Below are 22,490 nucleotides of genomic sequence, written 5' to 3'. Positions count from 1 at the left end.
ATATATAAGCTTTATTCTGTCGCAAAACTACACGTTTTTTGCGACAAAATAGCCCTCGCAGGAGATTCCCATTCACCGAACACCTCATCGCTAACACTCCTCGCGTCGCTTCAGCATCTCATCGACCTCTGCTCTCAAAAAGAGCAAACGACCATTTGCCTTGAGGTAGGGGATCTTCCCTAAGGAGACCCAGTTGTAGATTGTCTTCTGCTCCACCTTGAGGAGCTTAGACACGTCAATAATGTCGAGGTACTCTGCCCGAAGGGGAGGATGAACCCTGAGCTCTTGCTCTTGCCTTTGCAGGCAGAGTAGCTCATCAAGCTTAGCTTCCATCAGCATAAGCTTCTTGAAAAGGCTCTGAAAGCGGGCCTCACTCTGAGGTGATTCTAGATGGGGCATGACTTGTTCTCTTGATAGTTTCCTTGGGCATCCTGCCTAAGGATGCCTTGCTCTTTCATGTAGGCAATGTACTTCTTTGCGGTACGATCTTTGATCTCGAGCTCACGCATCAAGACCTCGCAGAGCTCCTGGTAGGATAGGAGATTCGTCGTACGGAAAAGTTCCCGAACTACAGCAAGCAGCTCGCTACTCTTACGCCGATCTTTGTCCTCCTTCGACTTCTCCCCTCGGTAGACGTGCATATCAAGAGTCTTATCCCAACCGAAGAGCATCATCGGCACATCCAGAGGACTACCATCTCTGACTTTTAAAGCCTTGACGACCGAGTATTCAGGGTGATCATCTTTCTCAATGGAGAGGATACCTGCCGCTTTGCGCTGTAGCTCAGAGCCAATATGCCCTCTGAGCTTTATCCCACTAGGTACAAAGTGAAGGACGCAGATAAGGCAGGTGTTATAGATACCGGCCAAGCGGTAGAGCTCATCGACGATAGCAATGCTCTCCGTCTCATCATTAGCTGAGCGAATGAGGTCGGCAATACCATCAATAACCACGAGGTGAATACCCCCATGCTTATGATGAAAGATGTCCATACTCTCTTGGATAAGCTTCAAGCGATCCTTACGCGAGAGCGAAGCTAGATAGAGCGAATGGTAAAAATCTGGGACAGCCGTGAGTGACGCCCGGCGGAGCGTCTTGCCTAGATTCTTGTGTAGCTGAGCCTCTGACTGCTCCGTATCGTAGTGTAGAACCGCCAGCCCCCTTGGATTCGGCGTAACTTCAAGCCCTAGGGTCAGCTCGGCATCCAGGCGTTGCTGGGCAAGGGCTCCAGCAAGGATAGCAGAGACATAGTTACTCTTACCCGTACCCTCTCCTCCCGTAATGCAGAAGAGGTTGTCCTGTGTCCCAAGAGGTACCCCGTTAACTGCTACGAGCGATTTAGAGGCATCAGGAGGGTTATCATAGTCGATTTCACACGAGCGTAGGAGCATCATCGTTTGCGTGTACATCTGAGAGAGGAGCGTATTCAGTAGCCCTCGGAAGTCGGCCTCCTCATTCCCCAGAGCAAAGTAATCCGAAATATCCTTCTCAGCCTTCGTCCCTTTGAGTGGAAGCTGAAGCTGCTTCACATGATAAGCCGACAAGCGACCTACCTGCCGCTGAGCCTCACGAAGCCCGGTAGCATCCGAATCATAGAGGAGGATGATATGCCGAAAACGTAGCTGTAAACTCTCAATGATCCGCTCGGGAATCTGCGAAGTTTCGCTATTGAAGCAAATCGCATGGAAATGCCGAGCAGAAAGCGAGAGAACGTCTTTCTCTCCTCCCGTAATGAAGAGCATATCGCCTTTATTGGGAAGTTGCTCCATGCCGAAACAATAGGGACTGGGCATTCGGCCTCCATAGAGAAAGCGCATCTTCGAGCTGTTGGGGCGATAAATCTTAATGTAGCCATTACCGATATAAGCATAGATAGGCTCCGTAGGACTAGCTTTCAACTCAAAAGGCTTACCCTCCTTCGTTTGGCTCCTATAGCTCTTCAGCGAGCGCACTCGAAAGCGTCTGAGGGTATCTTCATAGATACCATAATGCGCCCAATAAGCTAAGAGCCCATCATCAAAAGGCTGAATCTCGAAGCTATAGGGGAGCTCATCCTGGACTGGCTCACTCAGCGTAGAAGCACGCTGCCCCTCGGGAGCAATAGGTTTCCTGATCTGCTCTCCCGCAAGGATACGAAGCCCCAGCTCCCCAACAATCAGCTCTAGGAGATCACGAAAGCCCGTTCTCAGATCGATACCTCGTAACTGTGCTACAAACCAAAAGCAATCCCCCGCATAGGAGGGATCGCCATGGTCGTAGTACTTATAGGTCGACGATTTCTTGTCATAGTAGATATGACAAGACGCTCGCCTATCATCATAGAACGGACTCCGGAAATTACGATGCAGATTAACCTCAAACCCCAGATAGTGACTAAAGATAGTGAGGCCTTGATCCGTCAAGGCTAGTACCTGCTCTTTCTCTATCATGATGGGGATCATCGTTCTGAAGCGAGACAGCTCGAGAGGATAAGCTTATCCTTATAGCGCAAAAGACGATCCAGAAGCTCATCATTACGCATACCCGAGATACGCAAGCGGTTACAGCGAGCGCAGATAAGCAGAGACTTGTAGAAGTAGCGCACATCCCCGCTCTCCGTATAGCGGAAGCGAACCAGGTTCTTCTTACGCCAACGATACAGGGTCGACTCAGAGACATTCAAAGTCTCTATGAGATCCTTCGTAGACATCTCGAGCTCATCATCGATGTCTTGTAGAAGGTGTGTGGTACGCTCTACATACTGCTCAATTCGATTAAGCCGGTCTATCAAGTCCTGATAGGCACTGCTCTCCATAGAGATTACTTCCATTACTGCAGTTGCGTTGTGACAAATTTAATGTGGCCATCCTCCTCTTCAAGCAGTTGCTCAACAAGACGCTTGAAGCTCGCTTTATCGTAGGCTGAGATCTCAATCTTGCCCACTGGCTTGGAAACTTCAGTTGGCTCATTTGCGCTGAATGCAAGAACCTCCTGGACAGTGAAGTCCAAGAGTGAGGCATACTCGAAGAGCTTGTCTATACTGGGGAACTTCCCCTTAGACTCCCAGCGTGAAATGGTGCTGGAGGAAACGCCCAGTTTGACAGCAAGATAGTCTTGCGAAATCCCTTTGTCCTGGCGAGTGGATCTTAGGTGCTCGAGTAACTTTTTCATATACTCAAAGTTATAAACGCATCCGAGCTCAACCAACCCGTTTCGTGCAAGTTTCTGCGCCCAATGCAAGAGGTCTTGCATCAGATGCAACGTGATGCTATGTCGGGCTGCAATGGGACCAACATAAGATAGGGACTGGGCAGGTCTTTTCATCATAAGTGCACGTGAATTTTCCCTAGCTACCCAGGAGACACTGGTGCACGGTGCAAGCCCCCTATATATAGGGCTTGCACCGTGCACCAGACTGTGTAGCAGGGATCTGAGTAAATACTTATTATAGAGGAGCTTTGCTTATCGTTCGTTTTTCTGTACCTTTGTAACTAGGAAAAGAGAGCTGTTGCGCTTTCAATAGTCCGTCAGAATGGTAGTCAAGAGTCGGTCAAAAAACTGCTACATTTTTGCTACACTACCGATTGACTGGATTAGATAGACATCTGTGATACAACGAGATAAAGGGGGATGGTACATTTCCCTCTCTCTCCGCAATAAAGGGTGCAAATCAGCAGGTTATGCGATTTGCACCCTTTTCTACGCCCAAGAATACCGATAGCCCATAAGACGATAAACGAGCCCTTGGAGCTTCTTGATAGAGCCCAAAGGGCTCGGCTTGTTTTCCCACATTCTCGTAATACATCCTCTCCTTTCCCTGGCTATTCGGGCATGCTAATTTCGCCTATACATTTGCAGTGTCAGAGCTATTCAAGACCATGCTTGAAAACTCTCAAAGGCTCATAAAGACACATTCAATTGGATTGACACCACAACGTATAAGCAACTATGACACTACACGAACTCCTCGAAAAGCCCGTATGGCAGATGACAGGTGAAGAACTACTCTTCCTCGCCCAACAGGGATCGATGCAACGAGAGGGAGACACACGAGACAAGACTCCCGCCAAAGAAGAAAGACACTTCGTTTATGGGCTATCTGGGCTTGCCCTACTTTTTAGGTGTAGCCTCCCCACAGCCAATCGTATCAAACAGAGTGACAAGATCGATCGAGCTATCACACAGGTCGCTCGGGAGATCATCATCGATGCAGACCTCGCCGTCGAACTAGCCGGACGCAAAACGGAAGGACACAGGTGAACGCTTTCACCCATTCCTGCAATCTATCACCCAATATGTAGGACGTATGGAAACGCTTGCTCATCCGAGTACAGATGAATTCAGCCTCCCTCCCATAGTGCTCGGTGTGGATGGGGCAATCATCGGCACAGAGCTAAACAACAAGGCCGAGAGCGTGCTACTTATTGCCAGGGATAATGCTGACGCTGATAGAAGCATCGTATCCCCCGCGATCATTCGCTCTAAGGCTTTTCATCCATTTGCTTTCAGGCTATCAGAAAACGAAGGCATCTGCTTACCAAAACTGGACAGCGACTATACCGTCCTACACCCACAAGTTGTCGCTTACCAAGAACTCACCTATGAGGAGCACAGCAAAGCCTTACGAGAGGTGTTCGGTCAGTATACCGAATTAGGATATGGCGATCTACTTGCTCAGCTTAGCTCTACTCTGCTGTGGCTAGTCATCCATACCGACAGACCAAGCTCAAAGAGCTCCTTCGCTTCCTTCTTGCCAAAGACATCGTCGTCAAAGAAGGACGAGGACGCTATTGCAACAACTCAGACCGGCACCACTAAGTCCTTCGATTGGTCTGTCGGACGCAGGCTATATATACCTGACCATCCGACCAAGCATAAATAGAGACATAAATAGAGAATGGCCGGACGGAAGAGGAGCCTATAGTAAACGTCCGACCGACCAAAGAAGAACCGCCAAAGAAAAACAGCATGCATCTACACGACATCAAGCAAATCCCCATCGTAGCGTACTTAGCTCGGCTAGCACCGTCTTTTTCTTTTGGAGGAACAACTCCCGTAAGCCTACAAAGATCTTCAATGGAGCTCTTCAGCGTACAAGCTGCGAAGCACCCCAAGCTCTTGCTCTACCTCGCCTAAAGATGGCTACATCAGCTTGTTCTCTTGACTAGAACTTCACCTAGAGGAGTAAGCGAATAGAGTCCTTCTTCATTCGCTCTCCCTGCTTCCGAAACTCATACTCTCGCTTCATCCTTACGCTATGATTGAGAGCCTTCTTGATAAGGACGAGGCTGCTGGATCGGGCTACGAGACATCTTCCTAATTAACGGCGGAACAAAAGCTATATAGCTTTCAGGCTATTCCTATATAGGATTGAGTTGATTACTATATAGCTTTTACCCTATTACTATATAGCTTTCGGAATAATGCCAATTCACTACAAGGTTTATGATGAGAAAGATTGACCTGGCAAGCAAGGACTTCATCAACAAATCCCGTTCCTCAGCACCTCGATCATCCGAGGCCAATGTCGAGATCTCGATGTCTCAAGCTTAAGTTTGCTCGAGCGCTAAAGAAATAGAGTGATCAGTAGAGGCGATGAAGCATCCCTTCTTGATACTGGCAAGGTGTGTCTTTGTACCACAAATTGCCATTTGTACCACAAAGGCCCTTGCCCCAACAGGGGGATCAATCACTCCAAAGTCGTGATAAAAAACAAGTTTTCAATGACTTACTACCAATTGAATCGTGAGTAAAGGTACACAATTGCTCAGCTCCACAAACAGGGTAGATCCCTTCGCTCTATCATCCGCACCATTGAGGTGCATGTTAGCACGGTTAGTCGTGAGCTTCGTCGCAATAGTCACAAGCGAGATTATAGCGCCCAGCACGCTCAGATGCTCTCTGACGAGCGAGTTGCTTGGCTACAACATCCCCGTCGCTTTACCCACTCACTTCAGGAGCGAGTAGCCAGACTTCTTAACCAGGAGCAATGGTCTCCCGAGCAGATCTCGAGTCGTCTTCGTCTGGAAGGGATAGCGATGGTGGGTAAGACCACGATTTATAATTGGCTACACGCCGACAAGCGTAGTGGAGGGGATTTATATAGCTACTGTCGGCATGGTCTGAAGTATCGTTGCAAACGCCTCTCCGAGCCTTGCAATAGCAAGAAGCGAGGGCGGTATAAGAGCATTCTTGATCGTCCAGAAATCATCGACGAGCAGGGGCGTATGGGGGATATGGAGATGGACTTGATCCTAGGGGACTCTGGCAGTGAGGCTATTCTTACGCTGACCGATCGCAAGACGGACTATATCTTCCTCGAAGCTCTTCCTCATAGGCGTAAGGCCAAACCCATAGCTCGGGCGGTGAATAGTCGTTTAGCCTTCCTCAAGTGGCGTGGCCAGCTTCACTCGATCACTACGGATAATGGCCCGGAGTTTAGTGCTTTTAGGAGTATTGAACGAGGTTTAGGGGTGCCGGTCTACTTTGCTCGTGCGTATCGTTCCACCGATAAGCCACACATCGAACACGCCAATGCTTTAATCCGGCAGTACCTGCCTAAGCACAGCTCCTTCGAAGGTCTTACCAAGGGTGACCTCAAAGAGATAGAATTGAGGCTAAATAATCGTCCGCGAAAGAAGCTCGGCTAACGTATATTTTACCTAAATTTTAGCCTATAGTGTTGCACTTCGTAGTGGAAAATACAAGGGAGAGATATGTGCTAATATCCCACAACCAGTCGGATGAGTCCCTGCTCAACCTCTTCTATACTTGGGAGAGAGGAGCAGAGATCTAATCTTCTGGGGGTAAACTGGCAAGACGGACACCTTCTACAAATCCTTTTCTGATGTCATTCTTTATATACTCATTCTCCATATAGTTACTCCAATCATCTAATCCCGGCCAGTCTGACCAAATAACTGACATAATCCCAGAAATTTGATTTGCAAGGTACCTAACATCATCTTTAATCTCTTCCGATATCGCAAGGCATTCTATTCGACTAGGTAAGGTGCTTATCCACTCCTCTAATAGAATACGACCCTGTTTGCTTATTCCTTTTCTCAATAAGATTTCTCTGATTATATAAAGATACGTATGAGTATGTTCATCAATGACATAAGTAATCCTACTTATTATACTTTTGATAACAGATTGATTAACTCTTGCTCCTTGCTGTTGGGCTATATAGACCAGAGCTTCTCCAGCATCACTAACTAATGAACTAGAGCTTGAGAATAAGGCTTCCTTTATGTAGCTCTTGACTGTTGCCTTGTCCCATATCCCCAAATATGATAGAGAAGCGATAATTGTTAATACAGGGTACCCATATTCACGATATCGTTCTATCACACTCCTAAAGCGTTGCCATTTATTATTGCCTTTTGACGGGAGTCCCTCTACCTGAGTATAATAATTCAGAGGACGAAATATCGCCCTCACGCGGGAATGGATCCCTCCAAGGAATTTGTCAGAATCATTCTTCTTAAATATATCTTCATTCTCCGTTAGAATTTGTATAACCTTATCTAAGAAGTCCAAATGCTTTTCCTCTGTAAACCTAGGGTAGCCTATCTGAAGGCGACGAAGTCTGTTTGAAATTGAATCTATGAAAGAAGATGAACTGTCATTTTTGAAGTCTTCACTTAAGAATGAGTTCAATTCTGATGTTCCGATAGAGTTCATAGTTTTCTCCTCTCCAGGAAATATAAAAAAGGAACTCAATTTATCGTCAGATAATGGGGGAGTGGCTCTCCAGATCGCTATACTGGTAGCCAATACTGAAGAAGTCAAATCATCCTTCTTTGTTAGCTTCAAAACTTTTAGCCTTTCATAGGCTGCTTGTTGAATGCTAGCATCAGAAGAACATAATCCTGCTATAGCGATCTCGCCAGCCTCCGGAGAATACTCAATTTCATTGGGAAATAAATCAGGCATTTCAAAGTCGTCCTCTCTAATACCTGATTTTAGTATGGGTTCCTTCAGGGCATTTGCTTGACAGATCTTCAAATTTTCCCCAGATAAATTATTGTAGAGTGTTACTGCCTGTGTCCGTTGATATTTTTGTGGATACTGACGATATACAATACAAAGTAGATTAAATATATGCTCTATGTATTCTTGAGGGAGCAATGTGGAAAGCCTTACCAATATAGGTAGCAGACAAGTCAAAACTCGTGTTTGCAAAATTCGCCCTGCATACGGATCAAGTCCAACTTTACAAGGTTCGATTAAACTATCAAAAAATACGCATGCATCAGGCCTACTAATCTGTAGCAAACTTCCACGAGTTAAAGCATCTAACAATTTAGCGTTGCAACACCGTACAATCCATTGTAGTGCGTACTTAGGATAATAACGCAATAACCGCTCAACCATAAATGTTTTGTCTTTGATATCCGATGAAATAAGATTAGGTCCACCAAATGGAAATCCCAATTTTTCGTACAGTTGAAAATAACGAATCACCCCGTAATAATCACTCTTAAAGCCTCTTCCCCATAAGTGCCATCGTTGACCAATTGACAGAAGGTTGAAGTCATGTGTCGTTTGATAATGTGATGGCTGGTTATCTTCTTTAGTTATTATGTCGCGACAATGTCTCACTATTTCCGTAAAGTCAAAATCTGAGCTTGGTTTATCCATGGAGTGCCTATTATGATCCATTCTCCACAGGAAGAGTTTAATTGCAGATCGAACGGATACCAACTGTGGAGAATACCTTGATGCGAGGATGCTTCTTTTAACCGACTTCAATAAATCTTGAAGCATCACTTCTGCTTCTCTCAATTGACCAATCTCAATGAGTACCCCAGCCTTCCATAAATGGCCTTGATAATCTAATGAGCGAAGGTCCCAGTCATCAACAATTTGTTGAACGTTGCTATAGTCTAATTTGGAGATGGCATATAGACACTTTATGTAAGTCAATAGGCGTTTCTGTTCGTATGTAAGTTCTGGTGTATGGTTCTTGATTCTGCTCAAGAGTTGAGCATAATCTTCATCTTTTCCTTTTATGCGATAAAAGTTGAGAAGGGAAATCTTTAGCCATAATAACTTCTGGTATGTACTATTATCCAATACTTTAGTTTGTTCAAAAGTCAATTGTTCTAATGCTTGCAGATACCATTCTGTATCAAAAGAGCCTAGTGCTGTCTCAATACGCCAATTTATTTCATATAAAAATTTTATTTGTTGAGATGTATCTATACAAACAGAGTACATGCTTGACCAAAAAGGTATGTCTTCTTTTGTATCAGAAAACTCTCCCATGTGAGATATAGGTAGCACTATCCATCCTGGATAAGATTCACGCACCTGCCTCATTTCCGTCATTAGGGCATCAATATCACTACTTTCTGATCTATTGTTGCTGTTGATTCTTCCTGACCATTTCGTTTTGTATTCCTTACCTACATATGTCAAGAAAAAGTCTAGAGCCTCAGGAAAGCCTTTGGCATCCTTAATATCTGCGAGGTTAATGATATCAAGCCCTAAATCATGCGATAGATGAATATTGGAGTCATGTAGTTGTATATTGTACGTAATTTGGTACACAGGAGAAGCCTGTACTCCCATGACATCACGCAACCAGCCTATCCACTTCTGGAAATTGGGGTCGTCTCCAGAGAATCCTACTAGACAAAGGACATTCTCTACAAGGGATTGTCGTACTGTGCTGACGAATTCTGGAAATCGTTGAGGATAAGTACGGTAGTCTTCTTCGGTTATAATAAAAGGGCGTATATCAGGAAAACTACCATGTAACTTAACCAAGCGTGGATGTGGAGCATATAAGAGTGTTTCCTTATTGGTAACTTTATGATAGTAGCGATCTGCTTCTATAAAAGCTTTCTCTAATAATGTATCGTAGTTTGTTGTAAATACGTCAGACCAAGGCAACTTCATCAGGTCTATATGCAGACGCCCTGGATATACACGTTCATCTGGGAGGGAGTTTTGAAGCAACGACTCTAGGGCTCCTCGCCCTTTTGACGCCTCTACTTGAGATGCTAATCTTAGCACACTCTTATACTTTATATCCTGAGGACTAGGCTTTCCACCATAAAGCATTTCATAAAAATCATCTGCTAGTTCAAACCAATCCTTCATGCGAGTCGTATCGTCTATTTCTGCATTCTTACTAAAGCCTGCACCAACCATACAAGATGCCCTGCCCTCATGCAGATGCATACGTATAGTATCTAACTTCATTCTAAGAGAAGGATTAAGGCTCTCAGATAACTCATTATATCTTTCTGGGCTCATATGCTTTCTATTTAGTGTTTATTGTAATCTCACTTAATTCCTTTTTAATTTCTTTTAACTTCGTCCACTGAGGCTGTGTCGATTTCAGGTTATCTGGGATTGCCTTTGTTGGCTGATAGTCGCTGACTCCTGTCGGCTGATCATAACCAGAGAGGGCATATTGCGCCACAACTTTATATCCTCCATTGCAGAGGAGCAATCCAATAGTCTTGTTGTCGTGCTCAAATACCACATCCTGGTACTTCTCCAAGATAGCCTTACTGTACTCGTTGAGCTCGATGACCAGACTGTCAGAAGTCTTAATCGTAGTGACTTCAATATGATCTTCCTTGATATCGCTTCTTCTGAGATTGTAGACATCCGAGTATCGCAGTCCAGTGAAGCATTGGAAGAGGAAGACATCCCGCACACGGTCAAGTGACTGCTTCGCTGGAGGGATCTCGAACCCTCGGAGCTTCGTCAGCTCCTCCCAAGTCAAGAAGATGATCTTCTTCTGCGTATCCTTGAGCTTGGGCCTGAAGGCGCTCCTAACATCTGCAGGGCTTGGCATAACCTCGGCCACCTCAAAACGCTTGAACACCTCTTGCAGCTCGGTATAGTACCCTAGGAGTGCAGCGTTGATCTCCGAGGCTGATTGCTTAAGCTTATTTGTACATCCGTTCTTTACTCGTTGCTTATCTGCATCCCATTTAGCCACCTCAATACGATAGCCCGTAGTGAATTCTATCCGCTGGGAGGCAAAGTTCACACGCATGCGGATAAGGACGTTCTCCGCGATCAGGACACCGTCCTTCTTACGGCTCTCCAGAGCAAAGATGATATTGCGTTTGATATTCAAAACGCTTGGGGGTGTAGTTTATACACCCAAAGATACACCTAAATATGGATATAACAAGGGAGATCCTATGATATTCCACCTTAATCAAAATCCTGTATATATATTGATAAACAGCATATTGATATCAAACAACCATCTATGATAGTTCAAGAGAAAGAGGCTCTCTTCGTAATAAAGGGTGTAAATCAGTAGGCTATCTGATTTACACCCTTTTCTACATTCATTAATGAATTAATTACAAGTTCGCTTCTTACTCAGCTTCGGAGTTCCCGATTGTGGTGTTTGGACTGGCGGTGTGATCCTCAAAAGTAAAGGCATAGGAAAATCTACCCCCATAAGTAAGGCCTCTCCTGCTCTCATAGTGGGCAAGAAAGATAGCATACTCCTGTTTAGAGAGGAGGCAGCACTCTCTATGGCCTTCTTATCCTGTTCGTTTATTAGGCGATGAACAATAAAAGTCCCCATCTGACTAAGCACACCTAATGGAATATCTCTCGGCATCTGGGTCGAAAGACATAGGAATAAACCATATTTCCGTGCTTCTTTTGCTATAAGCTCAATACCTTGAAGATAGAAAGATGTATCATCATCCGCACTTATTCTCTTATTTAGAAACTGGTGAGCTTCATCAATAAACAAAAGAATAGGCTTTCCTTTAAATGTACCCTCTCGCCCTTTTCTCAAGATGTGACAGGCAATAAAATCCACAACGACTTCTCTTATAGCAAAATCATACGATAGTCTCTCAAAGCCGATACGAAGTACAGTTGCTTCACTTCCATGAAAAGAGTCAATCATACCTATAATAGACTTTGCGTCGCTGGCTTTACTCAGTCCAAGAGCGGACTTTACTGTTTCATTATTCAGAAACAGATTAATACGAGCTAGTAGGTGAGCACTGTATCCTAGCTTAAATGGATCTTCAACATACTTACCATTCTGCTCCTTTATACACTCATTTCTAACCTGTTCACATAGATTTGAAAGGTTAAAATCTTGATTTATGCAGGATGGTAGATTCTTAGAGATAGTTGATGATAAATCAGCAACATTCTGTCCAACTTTAACGCCAGATTCTAAGAATCCTTTAGCTACAAGCCTTAACGTATTAATTGCCTCACAGAGAATTGTAGACGTATTTGAAGAGTGTTCACGAAACAAAGAACAAAAATTACTATTTGACAGCTGAGAAGAGGGAAAGTAGGTGTTTTCACCTACAATGCAATGCTCAACATTAGAGAGATTCTGGTATTCACCAGTAGCATCCACTAGAATTATCTTGTTATCCGTCTTAATTTGTACTTGTTCTATCAGTTTAGCCATAGTCCAGCTCTTACCTCCCCCTGTAGTCCCAAGAACTGCACAGTGCCTACCGAATAAAGAATCTAATGAGACTTCGCAAGCTACATCACCTGATGTGAGATTACCCAGAGGAGCGAATATCATCTCTTTATCACCCCCACCAAATTGGCTAACGTAACTCTTTATCTGCTCATTCGAGCAAGCATACACCTTGGACCCTATATGGGGATAACGTCCCACAGTCTTTTCTGTCTTGGATGGATCATAAACATCAAAGGACAAAAGAAGCTCCGCCTTCCCTGAAGGATGGAATGTAGACTCATCCTCTAAGATAGATTTCTCAGTAATACTCTTGCGTTCACTATCAGGGAGAGCGACCTCTGTAATTCTAGCTAAGAAGCCATATTGTTCACCTTCTACCACCACAAAGCAACCTACATGTCCCCCTCCTAATTAGTAGCCTTCATGATAAAAAGATTGGAGCAAACGAGATGAAGGAAAGTGAATACGAATATACTGAGGGGTAACCTCATTTACATAGCCTAGGAAATAATTATGACTGAATAGATTCTTCATTGGTGGAATATGTTTTATTCTCAGGTAGAGATCCAGTGAACCCCTTGAAAGTATCAAATACTATAGACACCTTACGCTTAACTACATCATCATCAAAGTACTCTTTAAGCTCTTCTCGATTAATGGTTCCTCCTCCATTGTAGTTTACTATGACGAGTTGAAAACTTGGATTCTGATTTACTGCTTCAAGGATTACGTTCTGGATATGCTTATCTCTGAAGCCAAAGCCAAGAACAATCAGTAGTGTATTCTCCCTTCTGAGAGCTTGCTGAAAGCGAGACATCATCTCGAAGTAAGGTTGCTCATAAGAGCTTTCATACTTATCTAAAGCTGGATAAACAATAAGGGGTATCTCTGTAGTGTCCATCTGCTGAATCATTCCTTCTTCAGTCCTTTTCCACGTTAAAGAGCCATGCATTTTGTATAAATGGAAAACCTTTGATACAAAGCTTTCTTCATCCTTGAGTCTAGTTCGTTCCCTCTGTACGATATCATAGTCGAAGTACCGCCCAGAGAAAGTCCTAGGAGAAGTGAATGAAAAGCCATCGATCACAGCATAGCCCCCCTTTTGTGCAGCTTGTTCAAAAAGTGTATCGTAGTTGGTAGTGAAAAGTTGAACTCTGGGTTCGCTAGCCTTACGAGCCGTGATTTTATCTAGAAAATCCTTATGGGGACCATTCTTTGCATCTAAAATTAGCTTACAGGCATCTCGTATGATCTTTTCTAATTATTCTCGAAGAGGCTTAAGCTTAAGAGCTTTCTCTTCATCAGCTTTTTCAACGAGTAAGACATGAGACAGTAAAGCTTCTATATCTTTTTCATCTTTTATTCTCTTAGACTTCTCTGTTTCGCTTGTCCATAGAATCTTGCACAGATTTTCTATAGTTTCTTCTCCTTCTTTCCACAAGCCGTCTCTTGTCTTTCCTTTGTTAGAACCATTATCGAGAGATGTACCCGCAGCAGCTAGGACAACGATATGCTTAAAGGGCTGACGAAAAAAGGCATCATAGAAGACTTGCTTCTCTGCCATTACTCTGTCTTCGACACATCTCGTATCGCCTTCCATTTTAGGAATCTTGACACCATTGCAGTATAGGTTATCGTTGTCATAGGAAACGGCTCCTTCTCGTCTTATGAGAATCTCTTTTTGCTTTTTTCCTTCGGAACTCATTGCTTATTTTTTTGACTCGTTTCAAATATATCTTAAGAATATCATACTCCATCTTGGTGTGCTCCATATAGCAAAGTTGAGAGTACTATTGGATAAAGAGGGAAGCATGATGATTTGTTTCTTCATACGCTGAGCATTGAACTTTTAGCCATAGGCATATTTACCTCTTTGTTGTGCGATAGCGGTGTAGAGGAAGAGGAGTGAGGTCGTAGTGTTGACTCTTTCGTCTTGCCATCTTACACGCTTCACATCATCCGAGAATAACACCTCGCAAGCGTAATGCAGCATTGAAACCATAGGTTTGCTTACTCATTGTGTCCTCTAGCAAGGTGCCATCTACATCTCATGAAGTATTCTGAGAGATCTCACTCTTTTGAGCAACGCTATGTACCCATATATCTGTTTACGCTTCTTTTTTGCCATGAATAATCGTCATACTCGGGTATCTCCAAGAGAAGTCCCTATTGTCCTGCAAAGATACAACTAGAAGCATAATTTATGCTCACTCAGATAAGCATTGAAAATTTTATGATTTCCCACAATTCCTTGATCCCCCCCTATTCTGAGCTAATCGTAGGTGCTTATTTAGCCTATATGATTATAGCTTCAGAGTTGTTCATGACAATGCTTGAATGCTCTCGAAGTCTCGTGAAAACTCATGCAATTCGATTGACAACGCAACCCATGAGAAACTACGACATGACACGAGCTCCTCGAAAGGCCCGTGGGCAGAAGACAAGAGAAGAACTACTCTTCCCCGCTCAGCAAAGACCAACTCTATCAGAAGAAGCTACGCCAGAGAAGCCGTCGCCAAAGAAGAAAAATCCTTCGTCAATAGGATCTCTGGATTTGCCTAACTCTTTGGCTGTCGCCTCCCCACTGCCAATGGCAGAGTTAGGCAAGGCAAGTAGCACGGCATGGATAGTCTCCACTATGCGCCCCTTGGCGTCAAGCATTTGCCCCGACACATTCTACCCGTGGGCTACGTAGCAAGATTAAACTAATCTATTGGTTGAGAGCACATGCCTGCAGGTGGTGATTTTCATGCGAATCGTCTTGCGTTTGAGGTCGAACTTCTTCTCTTATCACAGAGAAGCAAATCTATCGATGACATCGTATGGGCTTCATCTTCTCTTGAGAGAGGAGCTCTTCCTCAAAGGAGTACGTTTGCGTCATGTCCCAAGGTTAGAAATATCCTCTTGTACTGAAGCTACCTGCCACTAAGTCCATACACTGGGGGCATCTACCTACAGGCGAAGGAGGCCCGCACAATGGGTAGACAAAAGCCCCCTATCATGGGGCTATGAAGGGACCCATTCATGGGTGACTACGACGACCCATTCATGGGTCGCCTGACCGACCCATGAACGGGGTACTTCTCCGAGCTAAGATGGCTCATCTTGATTCTCTAGCTAGGAGGCTCAAATGGCCTTGCCCTACCCTTCAGGGGCAGGACGTATACGTTTCACGCTCGAAACGTATACGTTTTACTCGCGATACGTATACGTTGCGACCAAGCAGGGTATACGTTGCAGGCGAAAGGCCTTGTCACCTTAATCCTCGTGAGGCTTGTGAAGATGAAGACAAGGCTAGAGAGAACTGGGGCTAAGTAGGTGGTCACTAAAACACAGCGAACTCGGAGAACCAGAAGTGGCGAAGCGTCCTCAACGAATCACCTTCTCTCAGATACCAGACCGTGAGTAGCGTGTCCCGACGTGCGTGCCAGGTGAACTCCAGGATCCAAGTCTTATGCGCCATGCGCTGCTCCATGGGAAACATCCGTTCGACGGGATTACGGAACTCATCATGGAGCTCCTGAAGGATGAAGCTATCCCGATAGAGGGGCTTGAAGAGACTATCGAGCTCCGTCGGCATGTAGCTCACGACACGGAGCGAGTCGGAGAGAGGTATCTCGACCTTCTGTGTCTGCTTCTTCTGGGTACAGGAGCAGAGGCCTCCAAGGAGACTCACTAGGGTGAGGTAAAGGCTAAGTCTTGTCATCATAAGGGGGCATATTTAGGTGTTCAGCTAAGGGTATCTAGGCCCGGAGCGATCGCCGAAGATGTGCGGGGACTTTGCTCGTCTTTTCCTCACCGGAATCCCTACACGCTCTGCTGTAAAAGTACGCTTTCTTACCCATAGAATTAGGTCCGCTCATGGTGGGGCGCTCAAGCATCCTATGGTAGGTCGCTGAGATGACCTGCGGTAGGGTTGCTTTACCCACCTTTTCGCTTTAACTTCGTCCCCGAGAGAAAGGCGGTGGCCATACCCAAAGGAAGGACCTTACTCCACAAACTAAGGGCAAGCACTCAGCACCCCTTTCCTCCTCGACGAAGAAGATAGTGTAGACATGACGAAAGAACTACGATCACGGACGAGCCGGATCCTCGGCTATCTATGGGGTGGAGCTTGCCTTGCCCTCCTCGTGATCGTCGGTGAGGACCTTCACTCGTGCCTCACCAAGCCCGAGGCATATCCCTTCGGAGCGGAGAACGTCTCCATTGTATATAGAGACCTCCCGACGTACGTGGGCGTGAGCGCCCTGCTAGCGCTCTGGCTCGTCATGGGTATCACCCTGGCCTTCTTCGTTCGGCATAGACGTCAGGGCAGTCTAACCTTATTTCACGCCCTGATCACACTGGCGATGCTTCTGGTGAGCGCACTTCCCGAGTAAGACGCACCCAGCACTTCTACCCCAGCTCCGAAGCCTAATTCACTGCAGTAACAGAGTCTTAGCCTACGTTCAGGAAGTAGCATAGCTTTCCTTAATTTTCATAATATATCACAGAGTATAGAGAATTGCTGTAGGATTGAGGAAAAGTTATTTATTTTGTGATGTATCTATCACTTAGACATCATGATAATGAACAGATTCCTACAACGACTACCTCGCTTAGGCTTCCGCCTCAAGGTGGCTCTACTACTCGTAGGTGGGATCGTGCTGGGCTTAGGCGGACTCTTCCTGTATCTGCTGCGGTTCCACACTTATCTAGGCGACGATCCCTCGGCCTGTGTCAACTGCCACATCATGACCCCTTACTACGCCACGTGGATGCATGGCGCGCATGCTCGTAATACCACTTGCAACGACTGCCACGTACCTCATGACAATGTCTTCCGAAAGTATTACTTCAAGGGCAAGGACGGTATGAACCACGTGTATAAGTTCGTCACGCGACAGGAGCGACAGGCTATACAAGCCATCGACGAGAGTGCAGAGGTCATCATGGAGAACTGTGTACGCTGTCATGCTACCCTCAACACCGAAATCGTCAACACCGGACGTATCTCCTACATGGACGTCAAGTGTGGCCAGGGGAAAGCTTGCTGGGATTGCCACCGAGATGTGGCCCATGGCAAGATGAACTCCCTCTCATCCACTCCAGCAGCTCAGGTGCCACTTCCCGAATCACCCGTGCCCGACTGGCTACAGAAGATGGTCAAGTAATCTCCCATCATTCACTACGAAAAACGACAACAGAATAACAACAACGTAAAAGAGACTTAAGAATCATGGCAAAACAGTTGAAACGTTGGCAAGGATGGCTCCTCTTCGGAGGCTCAATGGTCATAGTCTTCGTCCTTGGGCTCATCGTCTCCTCACTCCTCGAGCGTCGTGCTGAGGTGGTGAGCATCTACAACAACCGCAAGCATCTCTTCTCGGACTCGATCGTGTCACAGAACGAGAAGTTCGCCGAAGACTTCCCCCGAGAGTATCAGACGTGGGCTAAGACGGCAGATACCACGTACAAGGGTGAATTCAATAGCTCACAGCGTGTCGACGTACTCGCAGCACGTCCTGAGATGGTCGTACTATGGGCAGGCTACTCCTTCGCTATGGAGTACAATACCCCACGCGGACACAAGCACGCCATCGAAGATATGCGCGAGATCCTTCGCACGGGTGCCCCTGGGGTGAACGGCAATAAGGACATACAGCCAGGTACCTGCTGGACTTGTAAGGGTCCTGATGTCCCCCGCATCATGAAGGAGAAAGGTATCGCAGAGTTCTACAAAGCTCCCTGGAGTCAGTGGGGGAACGAGATCGTGAACACCATCGGCTGCTCCGACTGTCACGACGCCCGGACTATGAACCTCAAGCCTGCGCGCCCTGCGCTCTACGAAGCGTGGGCACGCCGTGGGCAGGATGTCTCCCAGCAGTCGCACCAAGATATGCGCTCGCTCGTCTGTGCTCAGTGCCACACTGAGTACTACTTCAAGGGCGACGGCAAGTACCTCACCTTCCCTCATGACAAGGGCTTCACGGTCGAGGATATCGAAGCCTACTACGATGAGATGGATTACTCCGACTACACGCACAAGCTCTCGCGTGCTCCCATACTCAAGGCTCAGCACCCCGACTACGAACTCTGGCGTATGGGTATCCACGGACAGCGTGGTGTCTCCTGTGCTGACTGTCACATGCCCTACGTGAGTGAGGGTGGAGTGAAGTACTCCGATCACCAGATCGTCAGCCCTCTGGCGAAGATCGATAAGACCTGTCAGACCTGCCACCGTGAGGATGCAGAGACCCTGCGCCAGAACGTCTACGAACGTCAGCGTATGGCCAACGACATCCGCAACCGTGTAGAGAAGGAGCTGGCTAAGGCGCATGTCGAAGCTAAGTACGCATGGGACAAGGGTGCTACCGAGCCCGAGATGAAGTCTGCCCTGCAGTCCATCCGCAAGAGCCAATGGCGTTGGGACTTCGCTGTAGCCAGCCACGGAGCTTCCTTCCACGCTCCACAGGAAGTGACACGCATCCTCGGTCAGAGCCTCGGCTATGCTCAGGAAGCTCGTATCGCTATCGCTAAGGTGCTGGCACGCCACGGCTTCACCGGAGATGTCCCCATGCCTGATATCTCTACTAAGGAGAAGGCTTGGGCCTATATCGGTATCGATGGTAAGAAGCTCCAGGCTGAGAAGGCTGAGTTCATGAAGACGGTCGTACCTAAGTGGGTACAGTCTGCTAAGGCACAAGGCAAGCTCATCGAACTCTAAGCTGAGTCCCCCGAAGCTTGACACACATCTAGAATATCCCCTATGGCGCGGCGACAGACCTCATCGTCTGCCGTCGCGCTTCTTCTCTACTCCAACTCCTTTCCCGTATGTTTAATGCTATCTGGAAAATGAAAGAAGGCTTTGCCACCGGTGCAGGGCTGATCCTCGTGGGGCTAGTGCTCCAGTACAGCGTGGGTCCCATCCACTGGTCAGACTTCGCCTTCCCGATCAACGGCATCTTCCTCATCCTCTACCTACTCACCCTCGTAGTCGTCTACCTGCTACGTCATCGAGTACGCCTCTTCGCCTTCCTCTTCACCGCCGAAGCAGCTGTACCCACACTGATCTACGCTGCCCTACTCACCGTCGTGATGGGGCTCACGCGTCAGGTAGCACCTCACGAACGTGCTATCGATCCCATCGGGCTGACACAGATGCTCTCCTTCTGGCCCTTTGTATTCATCTATGCTCGCCTTGCAGGTATCGTGGGGCTGATCGCACTACGGCAGATCTTACATTTCCGCCTGAGAGAAGTTCCCTCCATGCTTTCGCACATCGGGCTCTTCATCGCTATCGTCTCCGCTACGCTTGGTAGTGCTGATATGGAGCGTGTGAAGCTCACGGCTCAAACAGACATGCCCGAGTGGCGTGCTACCCATGAGCAGGGCTTCATGGAGCTGCCTCTAGCTATCCAGCTGGAGAAGTTCACCATCGACGAGTATCCCCCCAAGCTCCTGGTCATCAACAGCAAGACAGGGAAGTCCATCCCAGCGAAGAACCCTGACATCGTACTTATCGATAAGCACTTCCGTGAAGGTATGCTTCATCAGTGGCGCATCCGTGTTCGTCAGAACCTTCCCCTGGCTGCACCCGTCATCACCTCTGACACGACGAGGTACGTCGCATGGGGGTCGTCAGGTGCTGTGACTGCCCTTCTGGTCGAAGCACAGCCTATGAAGGATGGTAAGGAGGTCGGCAAGCCTCTCGTCGGGTGGGTCACCTGCGGTAGCTACCTCTTCCCCTTCCAGGAACTCAAGCTCACCAAGGATCTAAGCCTTGTCATGGCACGGCGTGAACCCGAGCGCTATGCCTCACGTATCCATGTCTACACCCAGTCGCAGAAGAACATCGTCGCTACCGTCGAAGTCAATAAGCCCGTCACGGTCGATGGATGGAAGATCTACCAGCTTAGCTACGACGAAGCGATGGGTCGATGGAGCGAGACCAGCACCTTCGAGCTCGTCAAGGATCCTTGGCTACCTGCCGTCTATGTAGGGATCTACCTACTGCTGGCTGGTGCTATACTTACCTTCATCGTCTCGCAGAAACGTCGCTAAGTCCTTCCTCCTAGCTTGGGGTAAGGCACCCCTCCACCACGAAGGCGTATAGACAGCGCTCTTGTTACAAGGAGTTCGCCCTACCCTTTTCTGCTTCTCCACTCCAACCCCTATCAATTCTATCCTCATGACTTGGGATTCCTTCATACTCTTCGCTATCCCTGCCCTCCTGCTATGGGCGGGCGGTGCATGGACGGCTTGGCGCAAGCGTCCTCTCCCTACCTATCTACTCACCGCTGCGGGCCTCATCGTCTACTTCGCCTTCATCCTTGGGCTTTGGCTCTCGCTGGAGCGCCCTCCTCTGCGCACCATGGGTGAGACACGCCTGTGGTATGCCTTCTTCCTCCCCACGGCAGGGCTGATCGTCTATTCTCGCTGGCGCTATCCTTGGATCCTAGCCTTCAGCACCGTCCTGGCTGGTGTCTTCACAACAATCAACATCGTCAACCCCGAGATCCACAACAAGACGCTCATGCCTGCGCTCCAAAGCCCTTGGTTCGCACCGCACGTCATCGTCTATATGTTCGCCTACGCTGTGCTCGGTGCCGCAGCGCTGATGTCTGCCTACCTGCTGTGGTTCAAGAAGTCTCCCATCAACGATCACGAGATGGACATCTGTGACAACCTCGTCCAAGTAGGGTGGGCCTTCATGACCGTAGGTATTCTCTTCGGAGCGCTCTGGGCTAAGGAAGCTTGGGGCCACTATTGGGCGTGGGACCCTAAGGAGACATGGGCTGCTGCCACGTGGTTCGCCTATCTGGCTTATATCCATGTACGCATCCGCTCCGACCGCTATCGTCGTGTAGCGCTCTGGGGACTCTTCATCTCCTTCATCCTTCTGCAAATGTGCTGGTGGGGCATCAACTACCTCCCTTCGGCTCAAGGCGTGAGCGTCCACACCTACACCCTCGGCTAAGTACATAGCTATATCTATAAAAGACATCGTCCCCACCTGTAGTCTCTACAGGTGGGGACGATTATTTTACCTGTCCGCTGACTAAATAACGACCAGAGGATCGGCCTTCTTCTTTGTTGCTTTAGCCTTCGTATATGGGAGATTAAGTAGCTTGTATGATCTTAAAAACAGTTCGTTTGTATCCGCATCTTCTTCACCTGCCTTGATAGTTGGATCTAGGATCTGCTCCTTGAACTCATCATTAGAAATATACTTGAGCACTACCTTATCTCCTTTTAGATCTGCTTCTAATAAGGCTTTAAGCTCATTGAAGTATTCACGAATACTCTCATCTCTCTCCCCTACCACTTTCGGGGAGGCAAAGATGATTTCACAGCGTTCCACCTCAGGGGAAGGGCCAGAAAGCGAGGAGGAGAAATAGCGAAGTACTGCTAGATAAGAGCGCACAAACTTCTTCATTATACGCGCTTTTGCCTCCTCTGTTGAACCATACCTAAGTCCCTCCTCATGGTAAGCTATGTCTATGGCATATATCTTGCCTGTTTGATCTATTCCTAGAGCATCTATCTCCGCCTGTTTTAGGAATTGATCAAGCTTTGATTTCTTGAAGATTCCACTAAAAGCTTCCTCTCTGCGTACCTTCTCAAAGATAGTATCAAGCTTTTCCTTGTTATTAATCGTCCAGTGGCTTGATACTTTCCAGTTTGTCTGATAGATGATGCATCCCTTTACGTGCTTGAGGTAGCTCAAGGCTAGGGACTCTCCGATTTCGATTTTCATGAGACTTGTTTGTTTGAGTTTGACGATGTGCAAAGCTAGGAAGAATAAGCCTAGCGAGCAAAGGGTATACCCTTCGTGATCAAGACGTATACGTTTTGCGCACGAAACGTATACGTTTCCAGCCTAAGACGTATACGTTTTGCGCACGAAACGTATACGTTTCCAGCCTAAGACGTATACGTTTCAGGCACAAAACGTATACGTATTGGACCGGGAAGCTTTGGGCTAGGACTCTTGAGGCGTTTCACTGGGGAAAAGGTCACCTCCTTTTACGACCCTTTTACGACCCACGGTAGGTCGCTGAAAAAACCTACGGTAGGT

At 47.0% G+C, this 22,490-nt stretch carries 19 protein-coding genes; 8 read left to right on the top strand and 11 right to left on the bottom strand.

Features of this window, described 5'->3' with window-relative positions; translation table 11 throughout:
• Positions 1-90 precede the first annotated feature (90 nt).
• From HMPREF1556_RS00355 to HMPREF1556_RS00340, 4 genes are read right to left on the bottom strand one after another with little or no spacing between them, the layout of a single operon-like run.
• A complete protein-coding gene (locus HMPREF1556_RS00355) occupies positions 91-399 on the bottom strand; it encodes a helix-turn-helix domain-containing protein (RefSeq protein ID WP_021666172.1) in 309 nt (102 codons plus the stop codon).
• Positions 387-2,429 (bottom strand): bifunctional DNA primase/helicase, encoded by a 2,043-nt coding sequence (locus HMPREF1556_RS00350; protein ID WP_044125050.1) that lies wholly within the window; start codon positions 2,427-2,429, stop codon positions 387-389. Before HMPREF1556_RS00350 ends, HMPREF1556_RS00355 begins: the two co-directional genes overlap by 13 nt.
• Positions 2,430-2,437: 8 nt before the next feature.
• Positions 2,438-2,809 (bottom strand): MerR family transcriptional regulator, encoded by a 372-nt coding sequence (locus HMPREF1556_RS00345; RefSeq protein WP_005467170.1) that lies wholly within the window; start codon positions 2,807-2,809, stop codon positions 2,438-2,440.
• Positions 2,809-3,150: a helix-turn-helix domain-containing protein gene (locus HMPREF1556_RS00340; protein WP_044125048.1), complete on the bottom strand. Its 342-nt coding sequence runs from the start codon at positions 3,148-3,150 to the stop codon at positions 2,809-2,811. Before HMPREF1556_RS00340 ends, HMPREF1556_RS00345 begins: the two co-directional genes overlap by 1 nt.
• Before the next feature lie 777 nt (positions 3,151-3,927).
• Between HMPREF1556_RS00340 and HMPREF1556_RS00335 the strand changes: the two genes are divergently transcribed.
• The 3 genes from HMPREF1556_RS00335 (at position 3,928) to HMPREF1556_RS00325 (ending at position 6,629) form a co-directional block, all read left to right on the top strand.
• The gene (locus tag HMPREF1556_RS00335; protein ID WP_021666169.1) at positions 3,928-4,239 is read left to right on the top strand and encodes a DUF3853 family protein; all 312 of its coding nucleotides are present in this window, start codon (positions 3,928-3,930) and stop codon (positions 4,237-4,239) included.
• A 46-nt stretch (positions 4,240-4,285) separates the two neighbouring features.
• Entirely contained in the window at positions 4,286-4,861 is a 576-nt protein-coding gene (locus tag HMPREF1556_RS00330) for a hypothetical protein (protein ID WP_021666168.1), read from the top strand.
• 880 nt (positions 4,862-5,741) lie between these two features.
• Positions 5,742-6,629: an IS30 family transposase gene (locus HMPREF1556_RS00325; RefSeq protein WP_157047497.1), complete on the top strand. Its 888-nt coding sequence runs from the start codon at positions 5,742-5,744 to the stop codon at positions 6,627-6,629.
• Positions 6,630-6,771: 142 nt separating this feature from the next.
• On the opposite strand, the gene HMPREF1556_RS00320 is transcribed toward HMPREF1556_RS00325, so the two are convergent.
• From HMPREF1556_RS00320 to HMPREF1556_RS00295, 6 genes are all read right to left on the bottom strand, one after another.
• Complete coding sequence (locus HMPREF1556_RS00320; RefSeq protein WP_044125017.1) at positions 6,772-10,248, bottom strand: SIR2 family protein; 3,477 nt, start codon at positions 10,246-10,248, stop codon at positions 6,772-6,774.
• A 7-nt stretch (positions 10,249-10,255) separates the two neighbouring features.
• On the bottom strand, positions 10,256-11,086 hold the full coding sequence (locus tag HMPREF1556_RS08565) for a PDDEXK nuclease domain-containing protein (protein WP_021666164.1): 831 nt from the start codon (positions 11,084-11,086) through the stop codon (positions 10,256-10,258).
• Positions 11,087-11,317: 231 nt separating this feature from the next.
• On the bottom strand, positions 11,318-12,814 hold the full coding sequence (locus tag HMPREF1556_RS00310; protein ID WP_021666163.1) for an ATP-binding protein: 1,497 nt from the start codon (positions 12,812-12,814) through the stop codon (positions 11,318-11,320).
• 127 nt (positions 12,815-12,941) lie between these two features.
• Positions 12,942-13,613 carry an SIR2 family protein gene (locus tag HMPREF1556_RS08780; RefSeq protein ID WP_255352105.1) on the bottom strand — a complete coding sequence of 224 codons (672 nt, stop codon included), beginning with the start codon at positions 13,611-13,613 and terminating at the stop codon, positions 12,942-12,944.
• Positions 13,614-13,691: 78 nt separating this feature from the next.
• Positions 13,692-14,135, bottom strand: coding sequence for a hypothetical protein (locus HMPREF1556_RS08775; RefSeq protein ID WP_021666161.1), 444 nt, complete (start codon positions 14,133-14,135; stop codon positions 13,692-13,694).
• 1,620 nt (positions 14,136-15,755) lie between these two features.
• On the bottom strand, positions 15,756-16,139 hold the full coding sequence (locus tag HMPREF1556_RS00295; protein ID WP_021666159.1) for a hypothetical protein: 384 nt from the start codon (positions 16,137-16,139) through the stop codon (positions 15,756-15,758).
• 346 nt (positions 16,140-16,485) lie between these two features.
• On the opposite strand from HMPREF1556_RS00295, the gene HMPREF1556_RS00290 reads away from it, so the two are divergent.
• From HMPREF1556_RS00290 to ccsA, 5 genes are all read left to right on the top strand, one after another.
• Positions 16,486-16,809: a hypothetical protein gene (locus HMPREF1556_RS00290; RefSeq protein WP_021666158.1), complete on the top strand. Its 324-nt coding sequence runs from the start codon at positions 16,486-16,488 to the stop codon at positions 16,807-16,809.
• Positions 16,810-16,992: 183 nt separating this feature from the next.
• Positions 16,993-17,583 carry a cytochrome c nitrite reductase small subunit gene (nrfH, locus tag HMPREF1556_RS00285; protein ID WP_021666157.1) on the top strand — a complete coding sequence of 197 codons (591 nt, stop codon included), beginning with the start codon at positions 16,993-16,995 and terminating at the stop codon, positions 17,581-17,583.
• Positions 17,584-17,648: 65 nt separating this feature from the next.
• Positions 17,649-19,136, top strand: coding sequence for an ammonia-forming cytochrome c nitrite reductase (gene nrfA, locus HMPREF1556_RS00280; RefSeq protein ID WP_021666156.1), 1,488 nt, complete (start codon positions 17,649-17,651; stop codon positions 19,134-19,136).
• 128 nt (positions 19,137-19,264) lie between these two features.
• Positions 19,265-20,473: a cytochrome c biogenesis protein ResB gene (locus tag HMPREF1556_RS00275; RefSeq protein ID WP_232299017.1), complete on the top strand. Its 1,209-nt coding sequence runs from the start codon at positions 19,265-19,267 to the stop codon at positions 20,471-20,473.
• Between the two features lie 127 nt (positions 20,474-20,600).
• The gene (gene ccsA / locus HMPREF1556_RS00270) at positions 20,601-21,389 is read left to right on the top strand and encodes a cytochrome c biogenesis protein CcsA (RefSeq protein WP_021666154.1); all 789 of its coding nucleotides are present in this window, start codon (positions 20,601-20,603) and stop codon (positions 21,387-21,389) included.
• 81 nt (positions 21,390-21,470) lie between these two features.
• On the opposite strand, the gene HMPREF1556_RS00265 is transcribed toward ccsA, so the two are convergent.
• Positions 21,471-22,169 (bottom strand): hypothetical protein, encoded by a 699-nt coding sequence (locus HMPREF1556_RS00265; RefSeq protein ID WP_021666153.1) that lies wholly within the window; start codon positions 22,167-22,169, stop codon positions 21,471-21,473.
• Positions 22,170-22,490: the final 321 nt, after the last annotated feature.

This window comes from Porphyromonas sp. oral taxon 278 str. W7784 (assembly GCF_000467855.2).
In the GTDB taxonomy this organism is placed as follows: Bacteria; Bacteroidota; Bacteroidia; order Bacteroidales; family Porphyromonadaceae; genus Porphyromonas.
Note: the sequence above shows the minus strand (reverse complement) of the source record. Positions and strands in the feature narration are given on the sequence as shown.